General features: G+C 71.5%; 18 protein-coding genes. 9 read left to right on the forward strand and 9 right to left on the reverse strand.

The window, feature by feature from the left end:
* Positions 1-4: 4 nt before the first annotated feature.
* The gene (locus ABD151_RS08010; protein WP_343993089.1) at positions 5-688 is read left to right on the forward strand and encodes a hypothetical protein; all 684 of its coding nucleotides are present in this window, start codon (positions 5-7) and stop codon (positions 686-688) included.
* On the forward strand, positions 689-2,002 hold the full coding sequence (locus ABD151_RS08015; protein ID WP_343993091.1) for a hypothetical protein: 1,314 nt from the start codon (positions 689-691) through the stop codon (positions 2,000-2,002).
* Here ABD151_RS08015 and proC read toward each other — a convergent pair.
* The 6 genes from proC to ABD151_RS08045 all read right to left on the reverse strand — a co-directional run bounded on the left by proC (position 1,979) and on the right by ABD151_RS08045 (position 7,021).
* Positions 1,979-2,779 carry a pyrroline-5-carboxylate reductase gene (gene proC / locus ABD151_RS08020; protein WP_343993093.1) on the reverse strand — a complete coding sequence of 267 codons (801 nt, stop codon included), beginning with the start codon at positions 2,777-2,779 and terminating at the stop codon, positions 1,979-1,981. The genes ABD151_RS08015 and proC overlap by 24 nt on opposite strands.
* 15 nt (positions 2,780-2,794) lie before the next feature.
* Positions 2,795-3,727 carry a proline dehydrogenase family protein gene (locus tag ABD151_RS08025; RefSeq protein WP_343993095.1) on the reverse strand — a complete coding sequence of 311 codons (933 nt, stop codon included), beginning with the start codon at positions 3,725-3,727 and terminating at the stop codon, positions 2,795-2,797.
* 80 nt (positions 3,728-3,807) lie between these two features.
* Positions 3,808-4,545: an ABC transporter permease gene (locus ABD151_RS08030; RefSeq protein ID WP_343993097.1), complete on the reverse strand. Its 738-nt coding sequence runs from the start codon at positions 4,543-4,545 to the stop codon at positions 3,808-3,810.
* A complete protein-coding gene (locus tag ABD151_RS08035; protein WP_343993099.1) occupies positions 4,542-5,255 on the reverse strand; it encodes an ABC transporter ATP-binding protein in 714 nt (237 codons plus the stop codon). The genes ABD151_RS08030 and ABD151_RS08035 overlap by 4 nt, the downstream gene beginning before the upstream one ends.
* Before the next feature lies 1 nt (position 5,256).
* Positions 5,257-6,048 carry a sugar phosphate isomerase/epimerase family protein gene (locus ABD151_RS08040; protein ID WP_415629982.1) on the reverse strand — a complete coding sequence of 264 codons (792 nt, stop codon included), beginning with the start codon at positions 6,046-6,048 and terminating at the stop codon, positions 5,257-5,259.
* Positions 6,049-6,055: 7 nt separating this feature from the next.
* Positions 6,056-7,021 carry a Ppx/GppA family phosphatase gene (locus tag ABD151_RS08045; protein ID WP_343993103.1) on the reverse strand — a complete coding sequence of 322 codons (966 nt, stop codon included), beginning with the start codon at positions 7,019-7,021 and terminating at the stop codon, positions 6,056-6,058.
* Between the two features lie 52 nt (positions 7,022-7,073).
* Between ABD151_RS08045 and ABD151_RS08050 the strand changes: the two genes are divergently transcribed.
* The 3 genes from ABD151_RS08050 (at position 7,074) to ABD151_RS08060 (ending at position 9,278) form a co-directional block, all read left to right on the forward strand.
* Complete coding sequence (locus ABD151_RS08050) at positions 7,074-7,835, forward strand: DUF3109 family protein (protein ID WP_343993105.1); 762 nt, start codon at positions 7,074-7,076, stop codon at positions 7,833-7,835.
* 109 nt (positions 7,836-7,944) lie between these two features.
* Positions 7,945-8,583: a VOC family protein gene (locus tag ABD151_RS08055; protein WP_343993107.1), complete on the forward strand. Its 639-nt coding sequence runs from the start codon at positions 7,945-7,947 to the stop codon at positions 8,581-8,583.
* 17 nt (positions 8,584-8,600) lie between these two features.
* Entirely contained in the window at positions 8,601-9,278 is a 678-nt protein-coding gene (locus tag ABD151_RS08060; protein WP_343993109.1) for a class I SAM-dependent methyltransferase, read from the forward strand.
* Positions 9,279-9,299: 21 nt separating this feature from the next.
* Here the strand turns inward: ABD151_RS08060 and ABD151_RS08065 are convergent, their stop codons facing one another.
* Positions 9,300-10,154: an oxygenase MpaB family protein gene (locus ABD151_RS08065; protein WP_343993111.1), complete on the reverse strand. Its 855-nt coding sequence runs from the start codon at positions 10,152-10,154 to the stop codon at positions 9,300-9,302.
* Positions 10,155-10,207: 53 nt separating this feature from the next.
* Between ABD151_RS08065 and ABD151_RS08070 the strand changes: the two genes are divergently transcribed.
* From ABD151_RS08070 to disA, 3 genes are all read left to right on the forward strand, one after another.
* The gene (locus tag ABD151_RS08070) at positions 10,208-10,825 is read left to right on the forward strand and encodes a TetR/AcrR family transcriptional regulator (RefSeq protein WP_343993113.1); all 618 of its coding nucleotides are present in this window, start codon (positions 10,208-10,210) and stop codon (positions 10,823-10,825) included.
* Between the two features lie 61 nt (positions 10,826-10,886).
* Complete coding sequence (gene radA, locus ABD151_RS08075) at positions 10,887-12,299, forward strand: DNA repair protein RadA (protein ID WP_343993115.1); 1,413 nt, start codon at positions 10,887-10,889, stop codon at positions 12,297-12,299.
* Between the two features lie 67 nt (positions 12,300-12,366).
* Complete coding sequence (gene disA, locus ABD151_RS08080) at positions 12,367-13,452, forward strand: DNA integrity scanning diadenylate cyclase DisA (RefSeq protein WP_343993117.1); 1,086 nt, start codon at positions 12,367-12,369, stop codon at positions 13,450-13,452.
* Positions 13,453-13,478: 26 nt separating this feature from the next.
* Here the strand turns inward: disA and ABD151_RS08085 are convergent, their stop codons facing one another.
* A complete protein-coding gene (locus ABD151_RS08085; protein WP_343993119.1) occupies positions 13,479-14,240 on the reverse strand; it encodes a hypothetical protein in 762 nt (253 codons plus the stop codon).
* A gap of 59 nt (positions 14,241-14,299) precedes the next feature.
* Here ABD151_RS08085 and ABD151_RS08090 point away from each other — a divergent pair, with 59 nt between their 5' ends.
* Positions 14,300-15,163, forward strand: coding sequence for an HhH-GPD family protein (locus tag ABD151_RS08090; RefSeq protein ID WP_343993121.1), 864 nt, complete (start codon positions 14,300-14,302; stop codon positions 15,161-15,163).
* 85 nt (positions 15,164-15,248) lie between these two features.
* Here the strand turns inward: ABD151_RS08090 and ABD151_RS08095 are convergent.
* A partial coding sequence (locus ABD151_RS08095; RefSeq protein WP_343993123.1) for an AAA family ATPase occupies positions 15,249-16,471 on the reverse strand: 1,223 nt, incomplete at its 5' end.

Raw genomic sequence — 16,471 nt, forward strand, 5'->3', positions numbered from 1 at the left:
CGTTGTGACCCAACCCTTGCCGGAGACCAGCCCGGAGACCGGCGACCGCACCGACTTCAGCCGGTTCGGCCCGGACTTCATGCGCCTGATCCTGCACAAGGATCGCGTCACCCAGTCCATCGACCGGGTCCTCGGCGACACCTTCGCGCTCGGACCGATCGGCGCCGGCCCCGGGCGCAAGCTGGCCAAGGCCACCGCCACCGGCACCTACAAGCCCTCCTACGGTCACCCTCTCGAAGGCGACGTCCCCGGGTACCAGATCTTCGTGCCGGTCTCGGTCGTCTTCGACCTGCACCTGAGCGTCGACTCGATGCGCTTCCTGGCCGACGTCGTGCTGCCGCTCACCGTCACCATGCACCTCGAGGACCCGCTCACCATCGTCTGGGACATCCGCCCGCCGACGGAGCAGGAGATCCACCTGCAGGTGAGCACCGAGAAGGTGCGATCCGCTGTCCTGCAACGGGTCTCGGGCCTGGACGGCGAGCTGCGGCGCTTCATCATGCGCTTCGTCGCCCGCGAGCTGGAGAAGCCCCACGTACAGCGGGCCCGGCGGATCCCCCTGGTCGAGCTGATCGACGCCGCGTGGCCGGTGATCGCTGCCCAGTTCCTGCCCAACAGCCCCGAGGAGCGGCTGGCGCCCGCCCCGGCCGGCGCGGATCCCGGCCCCACGTCCGACATCGGAGGCTAGGTGCTGCCAGGCCCGTTCCACCGGGTGCACCGCTCGCGGCCGCTGCAGTTGGTGGCCGATCTGCCACCCGGCGCCGACCCTCGCCCGCGCTGCCACGCCGTCGAGGTCGCCTGCGAGGGCTCCGCGACCGTGGTGGCCGGCTTCACCGACGGCGCGCATCGGATCGAGGGCTGGCACGACCTCGAGACCGGGCACACCGGACTCGACCTGGTCGACGCCGACGGAGTGCGCACGACGCATCGCAGCCGGCGCAGCGGCCGGTCCCCGCACTCGGCGGTGCGCGTCGGCGTCACCGTGACCGGCGACCAGGCGACGGTGCTCACCCACGACGGCCGCGCCTGGACCGCTCGGGCCCGTGCCCCGCTGCCGGCGGAGCTCGGCGACGCGCTCCGGGTGCACAGCAACGCAGCCATCCGCGCCCAGGGTCGCTTCGGCCAGCTCGGCGTCCGCGACCTGCATCTGGTGACCCACGACGACGGCACCCCGTTCACCCGCGACGGCTGGGCCTTCCTCACCCTCACCCATGCCGGGCCCGGGTTCTTCGGCACCGCGCACTGCGGCGTCTGGGCCTTCGACCCGCTCAGCCATCGGCTGGAGCACCGCGCCACCCTGTGGTTCGAGCGGGACGGCGCGGTGCACGGCGACCATGCGGTGCACCTGGTGCGGCACCGTGATCGCTGGCTGCTGGCGACCAGCACCTGGGGCGACTTCGACCACGACGACGTCGGCATCGCCTGGGGCAGCAGCGAGGCGGACCTGCTCGCGGGCGAGCACGTGGTGCCCACCGTGCCCCTCGACCTCGACGACGCGGTGCGCGGCGTCGGGGCCTGGGACCCGCACCTCACCCTGATCGACGGCCACTGGCATCTCGCCCTCGTGGTCGCCTCGGAGTTCTTCGTCTTCGGGCCCGCGCTGTTGCGCGCGCGACGGCCGGACGCCTTGTCAGACTGGGAATTGCTCGGCGAGGCCGAGGGCCGGACGGCCAGCGAGGGCACCCAGATCCTGCGCCTGGACGACGAGTGGCGGGTGCTGGCGAGCGACGGCCCGGACAGCGCTCCGGCGCTTCGTCGCCGGTTCCCCGTCTTCGACCTGACGATGCGCGAGGTCGGCACCCTGGTCGCCCTCTACCCCAGCAACCTGCCCTGGCCGACCCTGCTCGAGGTCGACGACGGCTGGCTGATGCTGACCTTCGACGGCACCCCGACCGCAGGCCGGGTCGCCGGCTACGGCACGCACGGGGACTTCCTGGTCCTGTCCACGAACCCCGCGCGTGCTCGCGCGCGTGCGGGCTCAGGAGCCGGCGAGCTCCTGTGAGCGATCCCGGGCGGCCTCCATCGCCGCCAGGAAGGCAGCGCGCACCGAGTGAACCTCGAGCTCGCGCAGAGCAGCGGCGGTGGTGCCTGCCGGGGAGGTGACCTGCTCGCGCAGCACGGTGGGGTGGGTGCCCGTCTCGGCGAGCATCTTCCCCGACCCGACCAGGGTCTGCACCACGAGCTCGGTGGAGATCGCCCGCGGCAGGCCGAGGTGGACGCCCGCCTCGATCATCGACTCGACCACGTAGAAGACATACGCCGGACCGGAGCCGGAGATCGCGGTGACGGCGTCCATCTGGTGCTCGGGGACCCGCAGCACCTTGCCGGTGGCGGAGAGCAGCGACTCGGCGACGTCGAGGTGCTCGTCGTCGCAGTGGCTGCCGGGCGAGATCGCCGCCATCCCCGCGTCCACCAGGGCCGGCGTGTTCGGCATCACCCGGACCACGGCGACACCGGTCGGCACGTGCTCCTCGATGAAGGCGGTGGTGATGCCGGCAGCCAGCGAGACCAGCAGCTGGCCGGGGCGCAGCACGCCGGCGATCTCGGCCAGCACGGCGCCCATGTCCTGCGGCTTGACCACCAGGGCGACGGTGTCGGCGGCGCGCGCGGCCTCCAGGTTGTCGACGACGCGGACGCCGTACCGATCGATCAGCTCGGCGGCACGCTCGGGGCGCTTCTCACCGACCAGCAGCTCCGCTGCCGGGCGACCGGCCCGGATCAGACCCGACAACAGCGTCTCGCCCATCACTCCGGCACCGATGATGGCGGTCTGGCTCATGACTCTCCTGGGAACTCACGTCTTGGCGACAAGGGACTTCACGAACAACGAGAGGTTCTGCGGCCGCTCGGCGAGACGCCGCATCAGGTAGCCGTACCACTCGTGCCCGTAGGGCACGTACACCCTCATCGTCTCACCCTCGCTCACCAGGCGTCGCTGCTCCTGGGGCCGGATGCCGTAGAGCATCTGGAACTCATAGCTTCCCGGCGCCCGTCCGGCGGCCCGCGCGAGCGCCGTGCCGATCGCGACCATCCGCGGATCGTGGGTGGCCACCATCGGATGGCCGCCGCCCTGCATCAGCACGCGCAGGCACCGCACGTAGGCGAGATCCACCTGGTGCCGATCCGTGTAGGCGACCGTCTCGGGCTCCGCGTAGGCGCCCTTGCACAGCCGTACCCGCGAGCCCGCGACCGCCAGCGCCCGGCAGTCGTCCTCGGAGCGGTGCAGGTAGGCCTGGATCACCGCGCCGGTGTCCGGGAAGTCCGCGCGCAGCGCCTGCACGATCTCCAGGGTGACGTCGGTGGTGGTGTGGTCCTCCATGTCGATGGTGACCACCGAGCCCGCGTTGCGCGCCGCACGGCAGATCCGCCGCGCGTTCTCCAGCGCCACCCGCTCGCCGTCGGCCAAGGCCAGGCCGACCGCGGTCAGCTTCACCGAGACCTCGCCGTCCGCGGCGAGGCCGTGCTCGGCCGAGGCAGCCAGCACCTCCTCGTAGGCCCGCACCGTGGCCTCGGCCTGGTCCAGGTCGAGCGTGTCCTCCCCGAGGTGGTCGACGCTGGTGCGCAGCCCGTGGGCCTGCAGGCTCGCGACCGTCTCGATCACCTCGGCCGTGGACTCGCCTGGCACGTAGCGCGCCACGATCCCCGACGAGACCGGCAGCGTCGTCGCCATCTTCTTGACTGCTGCACTCCTCGAGAGCGCCAGCAAGGGTTGCCGGAGCAGTGACATGCTCAGCAGGCTACGCCGCAGGGGAACCGATGCCACGCGACGCGCGTGAGGAGGCAGCCCGTCGAATCCCCGAGGGCGACCTAGGCGGTGCGCCGGCGCAGGGTGATCGCCCCGAGCACCAGGGCCACCACCGCGAAGCCCGCCACCACGGCGATGTCGGACCAGACGTCGCCCACGTCGCTGCCGGCCCGCAGGCTCTCCATCGCATCGACCGCGTACGACATCGGCAGCACGTTGCTGATCGCCTCCAGGACGTCCGGCAGCGCGGCCCGGGGAACGAAGAGCCCGCAGAGCAGGATCTGCGGGATCACCAGGGCCGGCATGAACTGCACCGCCTGGAACTCGGTCTGCGCGAAGGCGGAGACGAAGAGGCCCAGTGCGGTGCCCAGGACGGCGTCCGCGATCGCGACCACCACCAGCAACGCCACCGAGCCCTGCACCTCCAGTCCGAGCAGGCCGACGCTGACGCCGACCGCGAGCGCGGACTGGAGCGCGGCGACCAGGCCGAAGGCCAGCGCGTAGCCGAGCAGGAAGTCGCCCTTGCCCATCGGCATCGAGAGCAGCCGCTCCAAGGTGCCCCCGCTGCGCTCGCGCAGGGTGGTCACGCTGGTCACCAGGAACATCACGATGAACGGGAACATCGCCAGCAGGCCCGGGCCGAAGGTGTCGAACCGGTCGCCGGGCAGGTCGTGGAACATCCACCACAGCAGGGTGATCAGCAGGCAGGGCAGCACCAGCAGCATCGCGATCGTACGGTGGTCGCGCCGCAGCTGGCGCAGCACCCGGCCGGCCACCGCGAGGGTCAGCCGCGGACTCATCGCGCCTCCTGCTCGACCAGGGCGAGGAAGGCGCTCTCCACGTCGCCGACGCCGGCCGCGCGCTTGATCGCGGCCGGGGTGTCGTCGGCGATCAGGCGGCCGTCGCGCATCAGCAGCAGGCGATCGCAGCGCTCCGCCTCGTCCATCACGTGGCTGCTCACCAGGACGGTCGTGCCGCCTTGCGCGAGGCGCGCGAAGAGCGCCCACAGCGAGACCCGGAGCACCGGGTCGAGGCCGACCGTCGGCTCGTCCAGCACCAGCAGCTCGGGCTCGGCGAGCAGGGCGACAGCGAGGCTCACCCGCGAGCGCTGCCCGCCGCTGAGCCGGCCGACCACCTGGGAGCCGAACTCGTCGAGGTCGACGGCGCTGCGGACCCGGGCAACCGCGTCCGGCCCCACGCCGAGCACCCGGGCGAAGAAGCCCAGGTTCTCGTCGACGCTCAGGTCGGCGTAGACGCTCGGCGACTGGGTCATGTAGCCGACCCGGCTCCGCAGCTCACGCGAGCCGGCCGGCGCACCGAGCACCCGGACCGTGCCGGAGGTGATCCGCTGCACGCCGACGATGGCGCGCAGCAGGGTCGACTTGCCGCAGCCGGACGGGCCGAGCAGGCCGGTCACCTGACCGGTGGGGACGGTGAGGTCCAGCTCGCTGAGCACCCGCCGTCCACCACGCACCACGGTCAGCGCGGAGAGGTCGACGGCAGCCGGCATCTCAGCCCCGATCGACCCGGGTCAGCCCGAGGTGCTCGCGGGCGAAGTCCAGCGACTCGGCCAGGTCGGCGCTGCGCTGCGCAGGCGTGCTGGCCTTGCGGGTGTTGATCTCCACCACCACATGCCCGGCGAAGTCGCCACAGGCCAGGTGCTGCAGGAGCTCGGCGACCGGCTGGTTTCCGCGCCCCGGGACCAGGTGCTCGTCCTTGGCGCTTCCGGTGCCGTCGGTGAGGTGGATGTGCCGCAGCCGCTCCCCCAGCCGGTCCGCCATCGCGATCGGGTCTTCCTGGGCGACGGCGGCATGGGAGAGGTCGATGGTCGCGTTGGCGTAGCGCTCCTGCGATGGATCGCGCCCCGGCAGGTACGCCTCCACCGACCGCTTGCTGCTGGCGCGCCACGGGTACATGTTCTCCACCGCGAAGGCGACGCCGGTGGACTGCTCCAGACCCTCGATGCCCTGCACGAACTCGCGGGCGTACTCCTTCTGCCAGCGGAACGGCGGGTGCACCACCACCACGTCGGCGCCGACCTCCTGCGCCATCTCGGCCGAGCGCTCCAGCTTGCCCCAGGGGTCGGTCCCCCAGACCCGTTGGGTGATCAGCAGGCAGGGGGCATGCACGGCGCAGACCCCGACCCCGTGATGCTCGGCCAGCTGCTTGATCGCGGTCATCTGCTGGCTCAGCGCGTCGATCCCGACCATCACCTCGACGGCGTCGTACCCGAGCGTCGCGGCATACCCGAAGGCATGCGCCGTGGACTCCGGATAGACCGAGGCGGTGGAGAGACCGATCAGGGGCACGTCAGACAGTCCCGCCCGTGAGGTCACGCACCCCGTCGCCGTCCTCGTCGAGGACGCTGAGCTGGTCGAACCGCTCCAGGATCACGCCCTCGCGCAGCGCCCAGGGACAGATCTCCAGAGCCGGCAGGTCGAAGATGTCCATCACCGCCTCGGCGACCAGCGCGCCGGGCAGGATCTGATGCGTGCGGCTCGGCGAGACGCCGGGCAGCTCGGCGAGCTCCGTCGCGCTCATCCCCGCCAGCTTGGGCAGCCACTCCCCCAGGTCGGCGCGAGGCAGCAGCCTCGGCACCAGCGGCCCGTCGGCCGACGGGGCGGCACCACAGATCCGGGCCAGCGAGCGGAAGGTCTTGGAGGTCGCAGCCGCCCGGTCGGGTGCGCCGTGGCGCAGCAGGTTGCCGGCGTCGCGGGCGATCTCGGCGCGGAGCCGACGGCGGATGTCGCGCAGGGTCGCCTCGTCCATCGGCAGGGTGGTGAACCAGTCCCGTGCCAGCCGGGCTGCGCCGATCGGCAGCGACCAGGCGACGTCGGGCGCCTCGTCGGGACCGCCGGCGATCTCCAGCGAGCCACCACCGATGTCGAAGACCGCCAGCCGGCCGGCCGACCAGCCGAACCAACGGCGCACGGCCAGGAAGGTGAGCCGTGCCTCGTCCTCGCCGGCCAGCACCTCGAGGCCGACGCCGGTACGGGTGCGGACCTGCGCCAGCACGTCGTCGACGTTGCTGGACTCCCGGACCGCGGAGGTGGCGAAGGCCAGGATCTCCTCGCAGCCCTTGTCCTCGGCGACCCGCAGCGAGGCGGCGCAGAAGTCGACCAGGGCGTCGACGCCGAGCTGGCTCACCGCGCCGTCGGCGTCCAGGTGCTCGGCCAGCCGCAACGGCTCCTTGTAGGAGAACGCAGGCAGCGGTGCGGCACCGCCGTGCGCGTCCACCACGAGCAGATGGCCCGTGTTGGAGCCGATGTCAAGCACGCCCAACCTCATAGGACCACGGTAGCCGCCCATCCGACGTAGGGTTGCCGGTGTGCCCGAGGTGCCCCTGAACTTTCCTCGCGCGTGGGTCGAGTTCGCCGATCCCGCCGACGCCGACCAGGTCTTCCGCTGCGATCTCACGTGGCTGACCTCCAACTACACCTGCATCTTCGGGTCCGGGTGCGCCGGGATCTACGCCGACTCCCCCGAGGTCGGCTGCTGCACCCTGGGCGCCCACTTCTCGGACAAGGACGACGAGAACCGGGTCGCGGAGTTCGTCGAGCGGCTCGACGCCGACCTGTGGCAGTTCCGTCCCGAGGGCAACGTCCGGCGCAAGGACTGGATCGAGAAGGACGAGGACGGCGAGCGCAAGACCCGCCAGATCGAGACCCCGGGCGGCGCCGGCTGCATCTTCGCCAACCGCAGCGACTTCCACCTGGGTGCCGGCTGCGCCCTGCACGCGTTGGCGATCCGCGAGGGACGCAACCCGCTGGAGACCAAGCCGGACGTCTGCTGGCAGCTGCCGATCCGGCGCACCTTCCGCACCGTCGAGCTGCCGGACGGCGAGAGCTACACCGAGGTCAGCATCTCCGAGTACGACCGTCGCGGCTGGGGTCCCGGCGGCCACGACCTGGACTGGTACTGCACCGGCAACACCGAGGCCCATGTCGCGGTCGAGCCGTTCTACGTCACCAACGCCGCCGAGCTGACCGCACTGATGGGAGAGGCCGGCTACGCCGAGCTGACACGCCACTGCGAGGCGCATCTGCGCTCACGCTCGGCGCTCGCGCTGCATCCTGCCTCGCGCCACTGAACGACGCCACCGGCGTTGGGGGCCTTTCCATCGCACGAAATCGTCTCGACGTCAAGAGACTCATACCCCAGTGTGACCAACGAAACGGGCCCCGAGCAGAATGCCTGACATGCGCCTGGACCACCTTTCGTACGCAGCTGGACCCGATGGCCTCGCCGCCACTGCCGACCGACTGAGCTCCCTGCTCGGACGCGAGTTCGTGGACGGTGGCGTCCACCCCCGCTTCGGCACGCGCAATCGCACGATGGCGCTGGCCGACAACACCTACCTGGAGGTCGTCGAGGTCCTCGACCACCCGGCCTCCGACAAGGCACCGTTCGGCCAGGCCGTGCGAGCCCGCTCCGCCCTCGGCGGCGGCTGGCTCGGCTGGGTGGTCGCGGTCGACGACATCGCCTCGGTCGAGCAGCGCCTGGGCCGCGCGGCTGTCGACGGCAGCCGGCACCGCCCGGACGGCCATGCCCTGACCTGGAAGCAGATCGGCGTCAACGGCCTGATCGCGGACCCGCAGCTGCCGTTCTTCGTGCAGTGGCTCTCGCCCGCCGAGGACCACCCGAGCTTCGGCGCATCGCCCGACTTCTCCCTTGCCTGCTTGGAGATCGCCGGCGATCCGCAGCGGGTGAGCGAGTGGCTCGGCGAGAGCGTCGAGTCGCCGCTGGAGGACGTCAAGGTCGAGTGGGTCGCCCCGCACGGCACCCCCGGCGTCGTCGCCGCGCACTTCCAGACGCCCAACGGCCTGGTCCGGATCTGAGCTCTCGGCTCCCCGGTGTGGTGCCGAGCCCGAACATCTGGCACCACACCGCGACCTACGAGATCGAGAACCGCGCCTTCGACCGCCCGCGACTCGTCGAGTCCGCAATGCGATCGATCGCGCCCTGGGCTGGGCGCACCGTGCTCGACCTGGGCTGCGGCACCGGCTACCACCTGCCGACCTGGGCCCAGGAGGCCGACGCCGTGATCGGCGTCGAGCCGCATGCCGATCTGCTCGCCCTGGCCCGACGACGCACCAAGCGGATCGAGCGGGTGCGCACGCTGCGCGGCACGGCGCAGGAGACCGGGCTGCCCGACTCCAGCGTGGACGTCGTGCATGCGCGCTGGGCGTACTTCTTCGGCCCCGGCTGTGAGCCCGGCCTGACCGAGCTGGACCGGGTGGTCCGGCGCGGGGGCACCGCCTTCGTGATCGACAACGACCCGACCACCTCCACCTTCGGCGGCTGGTTCGCCCGCGGCTACCCCTACGTGATGCCGGAGCGGGTCGAGGCCTTCTGGTCGCAGCACGGCTGGACCCGGACCCCGATCACCACCACCTGGGAGTTCGACTCCCGGGCCGATCTCGAGGCCGTCGTCGGCATCGAGTTCACCCGTGACCTGGCCCAGGAGATCTGCCGCAGCCATGCCGGCACCACGGTCGACTACGCCGTCAACCTGTGGCACCGCCACTACTGAGGCGAGCCCGCCTGCGCGCCACTACACGATCGGCTTGCCGGTGCGCACCCGGCGGCGCAGGTCCCACAGGTAGAGGTTCAGCGGGAACAGCCGCAGCACCTTCGGCAGTCGGCGGCTGAACGCGCCGTAGGCCCGCATCAGCCGCCGGAAGCGGCGCTCGTCACGCGCCGTCCAGCCCAGCCGCATCTGGCGCCGGAAGGAGTCCGGCAGGAAGCCGGTGTTGATCCAGCGCACGATGCCGCGCAACGGGACCGCGAGGGGTGCGGGCATGTTGCCCAGGTTGAGCAGGATCAGCAGGTGCTCGCGGATCGTGTCGTCGATCTCGATCCGTCGCAGTCCCTCCTGCCAGTAGGCGTCGAAGGCCGCCATGCTCGACGGCCACTGCTCGGGCCGGACCTGGAGGCTGGTGGCGAAGGCGCCGAAGTGCTGCAGCAGCAGCTCCATGGTCTCCTCGTCCGGGAGCCCGTGCAGCGCCTCGATGATGTCGAAGGTGCCCTTGGCCAGACAGGCGCCCACCCAGAGCTGGAGGTCGGGACTGAAGGCGTTGTACCGCACCGGGCTCTGCGGGCCGGAGCGGACATGACGGTGTACCGAGTCGATCGCCTTGCGCATGTCGCGCTGGTCGCGCTGGTCGCCGAGCAGCGCCACGGCGAGGAAGGTGCCGGTGGTGCGGGCCCGCTTGAACGGGCGCTTCATCGCATTGCCGCTGTCGACCTTGCTCTCGTAGACGCCGTAGCCGACCGCCGGGTGGCCCAGCTGCATGATCACGTTCGCCATCCCGGCGAAGACGGCGGAGATGCCCTCCAGGTAGTCGGACGGGTCGAAGGCGTCGGCACCGTGTGCTGTGCTGTCGACGGTGGCAGGAAGTTGGGCCATGCCCCGCAAACTAGAAGTTGACAACACGTGTTGTCAACGATGGGATGAGAAACATGAGCAAGCGTGACTGGAACGGCAGCTCCCTGGAAGAGCGGCGCGCACGGCGCCGCGAGCAGCTGCTGGACGCCGGCGTCACCCTGCTGGCGGAGGCCGGCGCCGCCGGGCTCACGGTGCGCGCGGTCTGCCGGCTGAGCGGCCTGTCCGAGCGCTACTTCTACGAGAGCTTCTCCAACCGCGACCTGCTGGTCCTGGCGGCCTTCGACCGGGTCGCCGAGGAGGTCAGCGCCGCGCTCAGCGAGGCCGTCGCGCAGGCCCCGCCGACGCCGGAGGGCGTCGCCCGCGCTGCCGTTGCGGCGGTCCTCGCCGCCACCATCGACGAGCCCTCGCGGGGCCGGGTCCTCTTCCTGGCACCGGCCGGCGACCTGCTGCTCCATCCCCGGGTCGACACGGTCGGTCGGGCCCTGGTCGCGATGCTGCGCGAGCAGCTGCCCGCGGCCCGTTCGACGGCGCACCGCGAGCTGGTCGCCAACAGCCTCGCCGGTGCGCTGGCGTACACCTTCAGCGGCTACGTGGCCGGCAGCCTCCGCGTCAGCCGCGAGGAGTTCAGCGAGCACTGCGTGCAGCTGCTGCTCACCCTGGCGGCACTGCCCGAGCCGGTCCTGGAGGGCTGAGCCGGCCTCGGGCTGGGGATGGCCGCTGCCGATGTCGGAGGGTGGCCGTAGGTTCTTCCCCATGGCCACTGCTCGCAAGAACCGCCCCGCGTACCGCTGCAGCGAATGCGGCTGGGAGACCACCAAGTGGGTCGGTCGCTGCGGCGAGTGCCAAGCCTGGGGCTCGGTCGCGGAGGCCGCCGTGGTCACCGCACGCACCCAGGCCGGGCCGGTCACCTCGGCTGCGGTGCCGATCGGGCAGGTGTCGGTCACCGAGGCCACCGCGCGCACCAGCGGCGTGGCCGAGCTGGACCGGGTGCTCGGCGGGGGCCTGGTGCCAGGCGCCGCGATCCTGCTGGCCGGCGAGCCCGGCGTCGGCAAGAGCACCCTGCTGCTGGAGGTCGCCGCCCAGACCGCGCGCTCCCGGCGGCGCACCCTCTACCTCACCGGCGAGGAGTCGGCCGCCCAGGTGCGGATGCGCGCTGATCGCACCGACGCGGTGCACGACGAGCTCTACCTGGCCGCGGAGACGGACCTCAGCGCCGTGCTCAGCCACATCGAGGCGGTCAAGCCCGAGCTGCTGGTGGTCGACTCCGTGCAGACCATCGGTGCCGCCGACGTCGACGGCGTCCCGGGCGGCGTCAGCCAGGTCAAGGAGGTCTCCGCCGCCCTGGTCCGGATGGCCAAGACCCGCAACATCACCACCGTGCTGGTCGGCCACGTCACCAAGGACGGCACCATCGCCGGGCCCCGGGTGCTCGAGCACCTGGTCGACGTCGTCCTGCACTTCGAGGGCGACCGGAACTCCCGCTTCCGGCTGCTGCGCGCGGTGAAGAACCGCTTCGGGCCGGTCGACGAGGTCGGCTGCTTCCAGCTCGGCTCGGAGGGCATCCGGGCCGTCTCCGACCCCACCGGCCTCTTCGTCGAGCACCATGCCAACCAGGTGCCCGGCACCTGCGTCGCGGTCAGCATGGAGGGCCGCCGGCCGATGCTCGCCGAGGTGCAGGCCCTGGTCGCACAGCCGGCCGACAAGCCCAAGCGCACCACCTCCGGCGTCGACTCCTCCCGGGTCTCCATGGTGATGGCGGTGCTGCAGCAGCACGCGAGGCTGGAGCTGCACCGCAACGACATCTTCGTCGCCACGGTGGGTGGCGCGCGGCTGCACGAGCCGGCCACCGACCTGGCCATCGCCATCGCGCTCGCCTCGGCCACGCACGGCCGCGAGGCGCCGTCGGGCATCGTCGCGATGGGCGAGCTCGGCCTGGCCGGTGAGCTGCGCCAGGTGCGCGACCTGCCGCAACGCCTCGCCGAGGCAGCCAGGCTCGGCTTCCGCTACGCCGTGGTGCCCAGCGAGCGGGGCAGCACCACCGGCCCCGGACGCACCGAGCGGATGGTCGACGGCATGAAGGTCCTCGACGTGCCGGACATCGGCAGCCTGATGCGCCTGCTCGGGTTCCAGGGCCACATCAGCCACGCCAAGCCCCGCGGCGTCTGAGCAACCAGAGCGCCCACACGCCCTAGACTGAGGCGACGCGCAGCAGCAACCTCCGAACGGGGACAACGTGGCCACTATCGAGCCGACCGACGACAGCCTCCGGCTGCGGGCAACCCTGGCATCCATCGCCCCCGGCACGGCCCTGCGCGACGGGCTCGAGCGCATCCTGCGCGGCCGTACCGGTGCCCTGATCGTGCTCGGCCAGGACAAGATCGTCGAGTCGATCGCCACCGGTGGCTTCACCCTGGACGTCCCCTTCACCGCCACCGGCCTGCGTGAGCTCGCCAAGATGGACGGCGCGATCATCGTCGACGCCGACCTCACCAAGATCCACCGCGCCGCAGTGCACCTGATGCCCGACCACACCATCCCGTCGGAGGAGACCGGCACCCGGCACCGGACCGCCGACCGGGTCGCCAAGCAGACCGGCTTCCCGGTGATCTCGGTGTCGCAGTCGATGCAGATCATCGCCGCCTACGTCGGCCAGACCCGGCACGTGCTGGAGGACACCGGCCAGATCCTGTCGCGCGCCAACCAGGCACTGGCCACCCTGGAGCGCTACAAGCTGCGCCTCGACGAGGTCTCCAGCACCCTGTCCGCGCTGGAGATCGAGGATCTGGTCACCGTCCGCGACGTCGTGGTGGTCGCCCAGCGACTGGAGATGGTCACCCGGATCGCCCGCGAGATCGAGGACTACGTGCTCGAGCTCGGCACCGACGGCCGGCTGCTCTCCCTCCAGCTCGAGGAGCTGGTCACCGGGGTCGACACCGAGCGGGAGCTGGTGATCCGCGACTACCTGCCCACCGGCCGACGGGCGAAGACCCCGATCGAGCTGCTGCAGCGCCTCGAAGGGCTCTCCGCCACCGACCTGGTCGACGCCGGCTCGGTCTCCAAGGCGCTCGGCCTCGGCGCGGCCGAGCACCTCGACGGTGCCGTCGCGCCCCGCGGCTACCGGCTGCTGGCCAAGGTGCCGCGGCTGCCCAGCGGCGTGGTCGACGGGCTGGTCGACCACTTCGGCACCCTGCAGAAGCTGCTCTCGGCCGGCATCGACGACCTCCAGGCCGTCGACGGCGTCGGCGAGCTGCGCGCTCGCAGCGTGCGTGAGGGCCTCTCCCGGCTGGCCGAGTCGAGCATCCTCGAGCGCTACGTCTGATCCGCTCCGCTCGACGCTCCGCGGACTCAGTCGGCGTCGACGGACGCCTCGGCGCCGGCCTTGGCCTTCGCCTTGCGCTTCGGCTCGCGCACCTTCGTGATCACCTTGCTCTCGGCCTGGGTGAGCTCGAAGTACTGGTCGACCGGCTCACCGCCGAGCGGCGCGGCGATCGCGTGGTACCCGCCCTTGAACGCCCAGCCCGCGGTGCGGGGGTCGCACTCCTCGTTCGAGCGCTTGCCGTTCCAGTCCACGTTGAGCCGGACCGGACGGATCGAGCGGACCACGACCCGGCGCTCGCCGAGGACGGTCGGGCAGTGCTGGCTGCTCCAGATCTTGTCGTTGCCCGAGGTGATCTTGAGGACCACAGTGGAGGCCGAGAAGTCGAAGATGCAGGCCTCGCGGTCGGTGGTCAGGGTGAGCGGGATCCGGATCCGGTCCGCCCCGGCCGCTGCGCTGCGGATCTCCGGCGAGACCCGGACCTCCTCGGGCAGGCAGTCGCCGTCGGCCACCGGCCAGCTCCGCTTGGCCTTCTTCGTCTTCTTGCCGGCCTGACCACTCTGACCGGCCGACGGCGTGGTCTCCGCCTTCGGCGCCGTCTCGACCTCGCTGGTCGGCTTGGCGGCGGCCTGCTCGGCCTGCGGAGTGGCCTCGGAGGAGCCGTCGGATCCGCCCCCGAGCAGGCGGGCGAGAGCGAAGACCAGCACGAACGCAGTGCCCAGCACCAGCGCGCGCCGCACCCAGTAGACCCGCGCTGGAAGGGGGCCGCTCGGCCGGGTGACACCGCTCATGGGACGAACGCTATCCAGCGGTGGGCGGAGAGTGCGGGAGCGACACTACGATGATCGTGATGAGTGACCTGCACAACCCCGTCCTCGACTGGTTCGACGAGCACGCACGCGAGCTGCCCTGGCGCGGCAACGACGCCTCCGTCTGGTCGGTGATGGTCTCCGAGTTCATGCTCCAGCAGACTCCCGTGGCCCGGGTGCTGCCGGTCCACGCGCAGTGGCTCGAACGCTGGCCGACGCCCGCGGCGCTGGCCGCCGAGGAGCCCGGCGAGGCGGTCCGCGCCTGGGGACGCCTGGGCTATCCCCGCCGCGCGCTGCGGTTGCATGCCGCCGCCACCGCGATCGTCGAGCAGCACGGCGGCGTGGTCCCGGACACCTACGCCGAGCTGCTCGGCCTGCCCGGCGTCGGCGACTACACGGCGGCGGCGATCGCCTCCTTCGGCTACGGCCGCCGCGAAGTGGTGCTGGACACCAACGTGCGCCGGGTCTTCGCCCGCGCGCTCAGCGGCCAGGAGTTCCCACACACCTCGGTCCGCAAGGCGGAGCGCGAGCTCGCCACCTCGCTGCTGCCCGACGACCCCCCGACCGCGGCCACCTGGGCGGTCGCGGTGATGGAGCTCGGCGCGCTGGTCTGCACGGCCTCCTCGCCGGGGTGCGAGCGCTGCCCGATCCAGGACAGCTGCGCCTGGCTCGCGGCCGGCAAGCCCGCCTGGGACGGGCCGGCCCGCAAGGCGCAGACCTACGCAGGCACCGACCGGCAGGTGCGCGGCCGGTTGCTCGCCGTGCTGCGCGACGCTCCCGGCGCGGTGCCCAAGGCCCGGCTCGACGTCGTCTGGTCGCTGGCCGAGCAGCGCGAGCGAGCACTGGAGAGCCTGGTGGCCGACGGACTGGTGGTCCGCGACGGAGCGCTCTACGCGCTCCCCTGACCCGAACCCGCGCAAGCTCCCCCGGACACGCGAAGAGCCCCGCCATCAGGCGGGGCTCTTCGATCAAGCTGGTGCTGCTGGGGCCTCAGGCGGTCTCGCCCTCGGACTTCGGCACGTCGACCGGACCGGGCTCGACGTCACCCTCGGAGAGCGCGCCCTCCAGCGGCGGGGCGTCGGGCAGGGTGCCGACCTTCTGGCCCTTGAAGGTGAAGGTCGCGTTGGCGCCCTCGCCCTCGACGTCCACCAGCACGATCTGGCCGGGACCGACCTCGCCGTAGAGCATCTTCTCGGCCAGGACGTCCTCGATCTCGCGCTGCACCGTGCGACGCAGCGGACGCGCACCCAGCACCGGGTCGAAGCCGCGCTTGGCGAGCAGGTCCTTGGCGCCCTGGGTGAGCTCCAGCGACATGTCGCGGTCCTTCATCCGCAGCTCGACCGACGCGATCATGTTGTCCACCATCGCGATGATCTGCTCCTGCGACAGCGGCGGGAACACGACGACCTCGTCGACACGGTTCAGGAACTCCGGGCGGAAGTGCTGCTTGAGCTCCTCCTGCACCTTCGTCTTCATCCGCTCGTAGGTGGTCTGTGCGTCCGACGCGTTGCCGAAGCCCAGGCTGACGCCCTTGGCGATGTCGCGCGAGCCCAGGTTCGTCGTCATGATGATGACGGTGTTCTTGAAGTCGACGACGCGGCCCTGGGAGTCGGTCAGGCGACCTTCCTCCAGGATCTGCAGCAGCGAGTTGAAGATGTCCGGGTGAGCCTTCTCGACCTCGTCGAAGAGCACCACCGAGAACGGCTTGCGGCGCACCTTCTCGGTGAGCTGGCCACCCTCTTCGTAGCCGACGTAGCCGGGAGGCGAGCCGAAGAGCCGCGAGACCGTGTGCTTCTCGGAGAACTCCGACATGTCGAGCTGGATCAGGGCGTCCTCGTCGCCGAAGAGGAACTCGGCGAGCGTCTTGGAGAGCCACGTCTTGCCGACGCCCGAGGGGCCGGCGAAGATGAACGATCCACCGGGACGCTTCGGGTCCTTCAGGCCGGCACGGGTACGACGGATCGCACGGGAGAGCGCCTTGACGGCCTCCTCCTGACCGATCACCCGCTTGTGCAGCTCGTCCTCCATCTTGAGCAGTCGCGTGGACTCCTCCTCGGAGAGCTTCACGATCGGGATGCCGGTCGCGACCGCCAGCACTTCGGCGATCAGCTCCTCGTCGACCTCGGCGACCTCGTCCATGTCACCGGCGCGCCACTGCTTCTCGCGCTCGGCCTTCTTCAGGATGAGCTGCTTCTCCTCGTCGCGCAGGGAGG

Origin of the sequence: Nocardioides dubius, from assembly GCF_039528155.1 — a bacterium.
GTDB classification, from domain to species: domain Bacteria; phylum Actinomycetota; class Actinomycetes; order Propionibacteriales; family Nocardioidaceae; genus Nocardioides; species Nocardioides dubius.

What these genes read in the sequence shown, in the direction of transcription:
- proC (WP_343993093.1), bottom strand. Translation starts at nt 2,779, where the DNA reads ATGAGCCAGACCGCCATCATCGGTGCCGGAGTGATGGGCGAGACGCTG.
- ABD151_RS08025 (WP_343993095.1), bottom strand. Translation starts at nt 3,727, where the DNA reads ATGTCACTGCTCCGGCAACCCTTGCTGGCGCTCTCGAGGAGTGCAGCA.
- ABD151_RS08030 (WP_343993097.1), bottom strand. Translation starts at nt 4,545, where the DNA reads ATGAGTCCGCGGCTGACCCTCGCGGTGGCCGGCCGGGTGCTGCGCCAG.
- ABD151_RS08035 (WP_343993099.1), bottom strand. Translation starts at nt 5,255, where the DNA reads ATGCCGGCTGCCGTCGACCTCTCCGCGCTGACCGTGGTGCGTGGTGGA.
- ABD151_RS08055 (WP_343993107.1), top strand. Translation starts at nt 7,945, where the DNA reads ATGCGCCTGGACCACCTTTCGTACGCAGCTGGACCCGATGGCCTCGCC.
- ABD151_RS08065 (WP_343993111.1), bottom strand. Translation starts at nt 10,154, where the DNA reads ATGGCCCAACTTCCTGCCACCGTCGACAGCACAGCACACGGTGCCGAC.
- ABD151_RS08070 (WP_343993113.1), top strand. Translation starts at nt 10,208, where the DNA reads ATGAGCAAGCGTGACTGGAACGGCAGCTCCCTGGAAGAGCGGCGCGCA.
- radA (WP_343993115.1), top strand. Translation starts at nt 10,887, where the DNA reads ATGGCCACTGCTCGCAAGAACCGCCCCGCGTACCGCTGCAGCGAATGC.
- ABD151_RS08085 (WP_343993119.1), bottom strand. Translation starts at nt 14,240, where the DNA reads ATGAGCGGTGTCACCCGGCCGAGCGGCCCCCTTCCAGCGCGGGTCTAC.
- ABD151_RS08090 (WP_343993121.1), top strand. Translation starts at nt 14,300, where the DNA reads ATGAGTGACCTGCACAACCCCGTCCTCGACTGGTTCGACGAGCACGCA.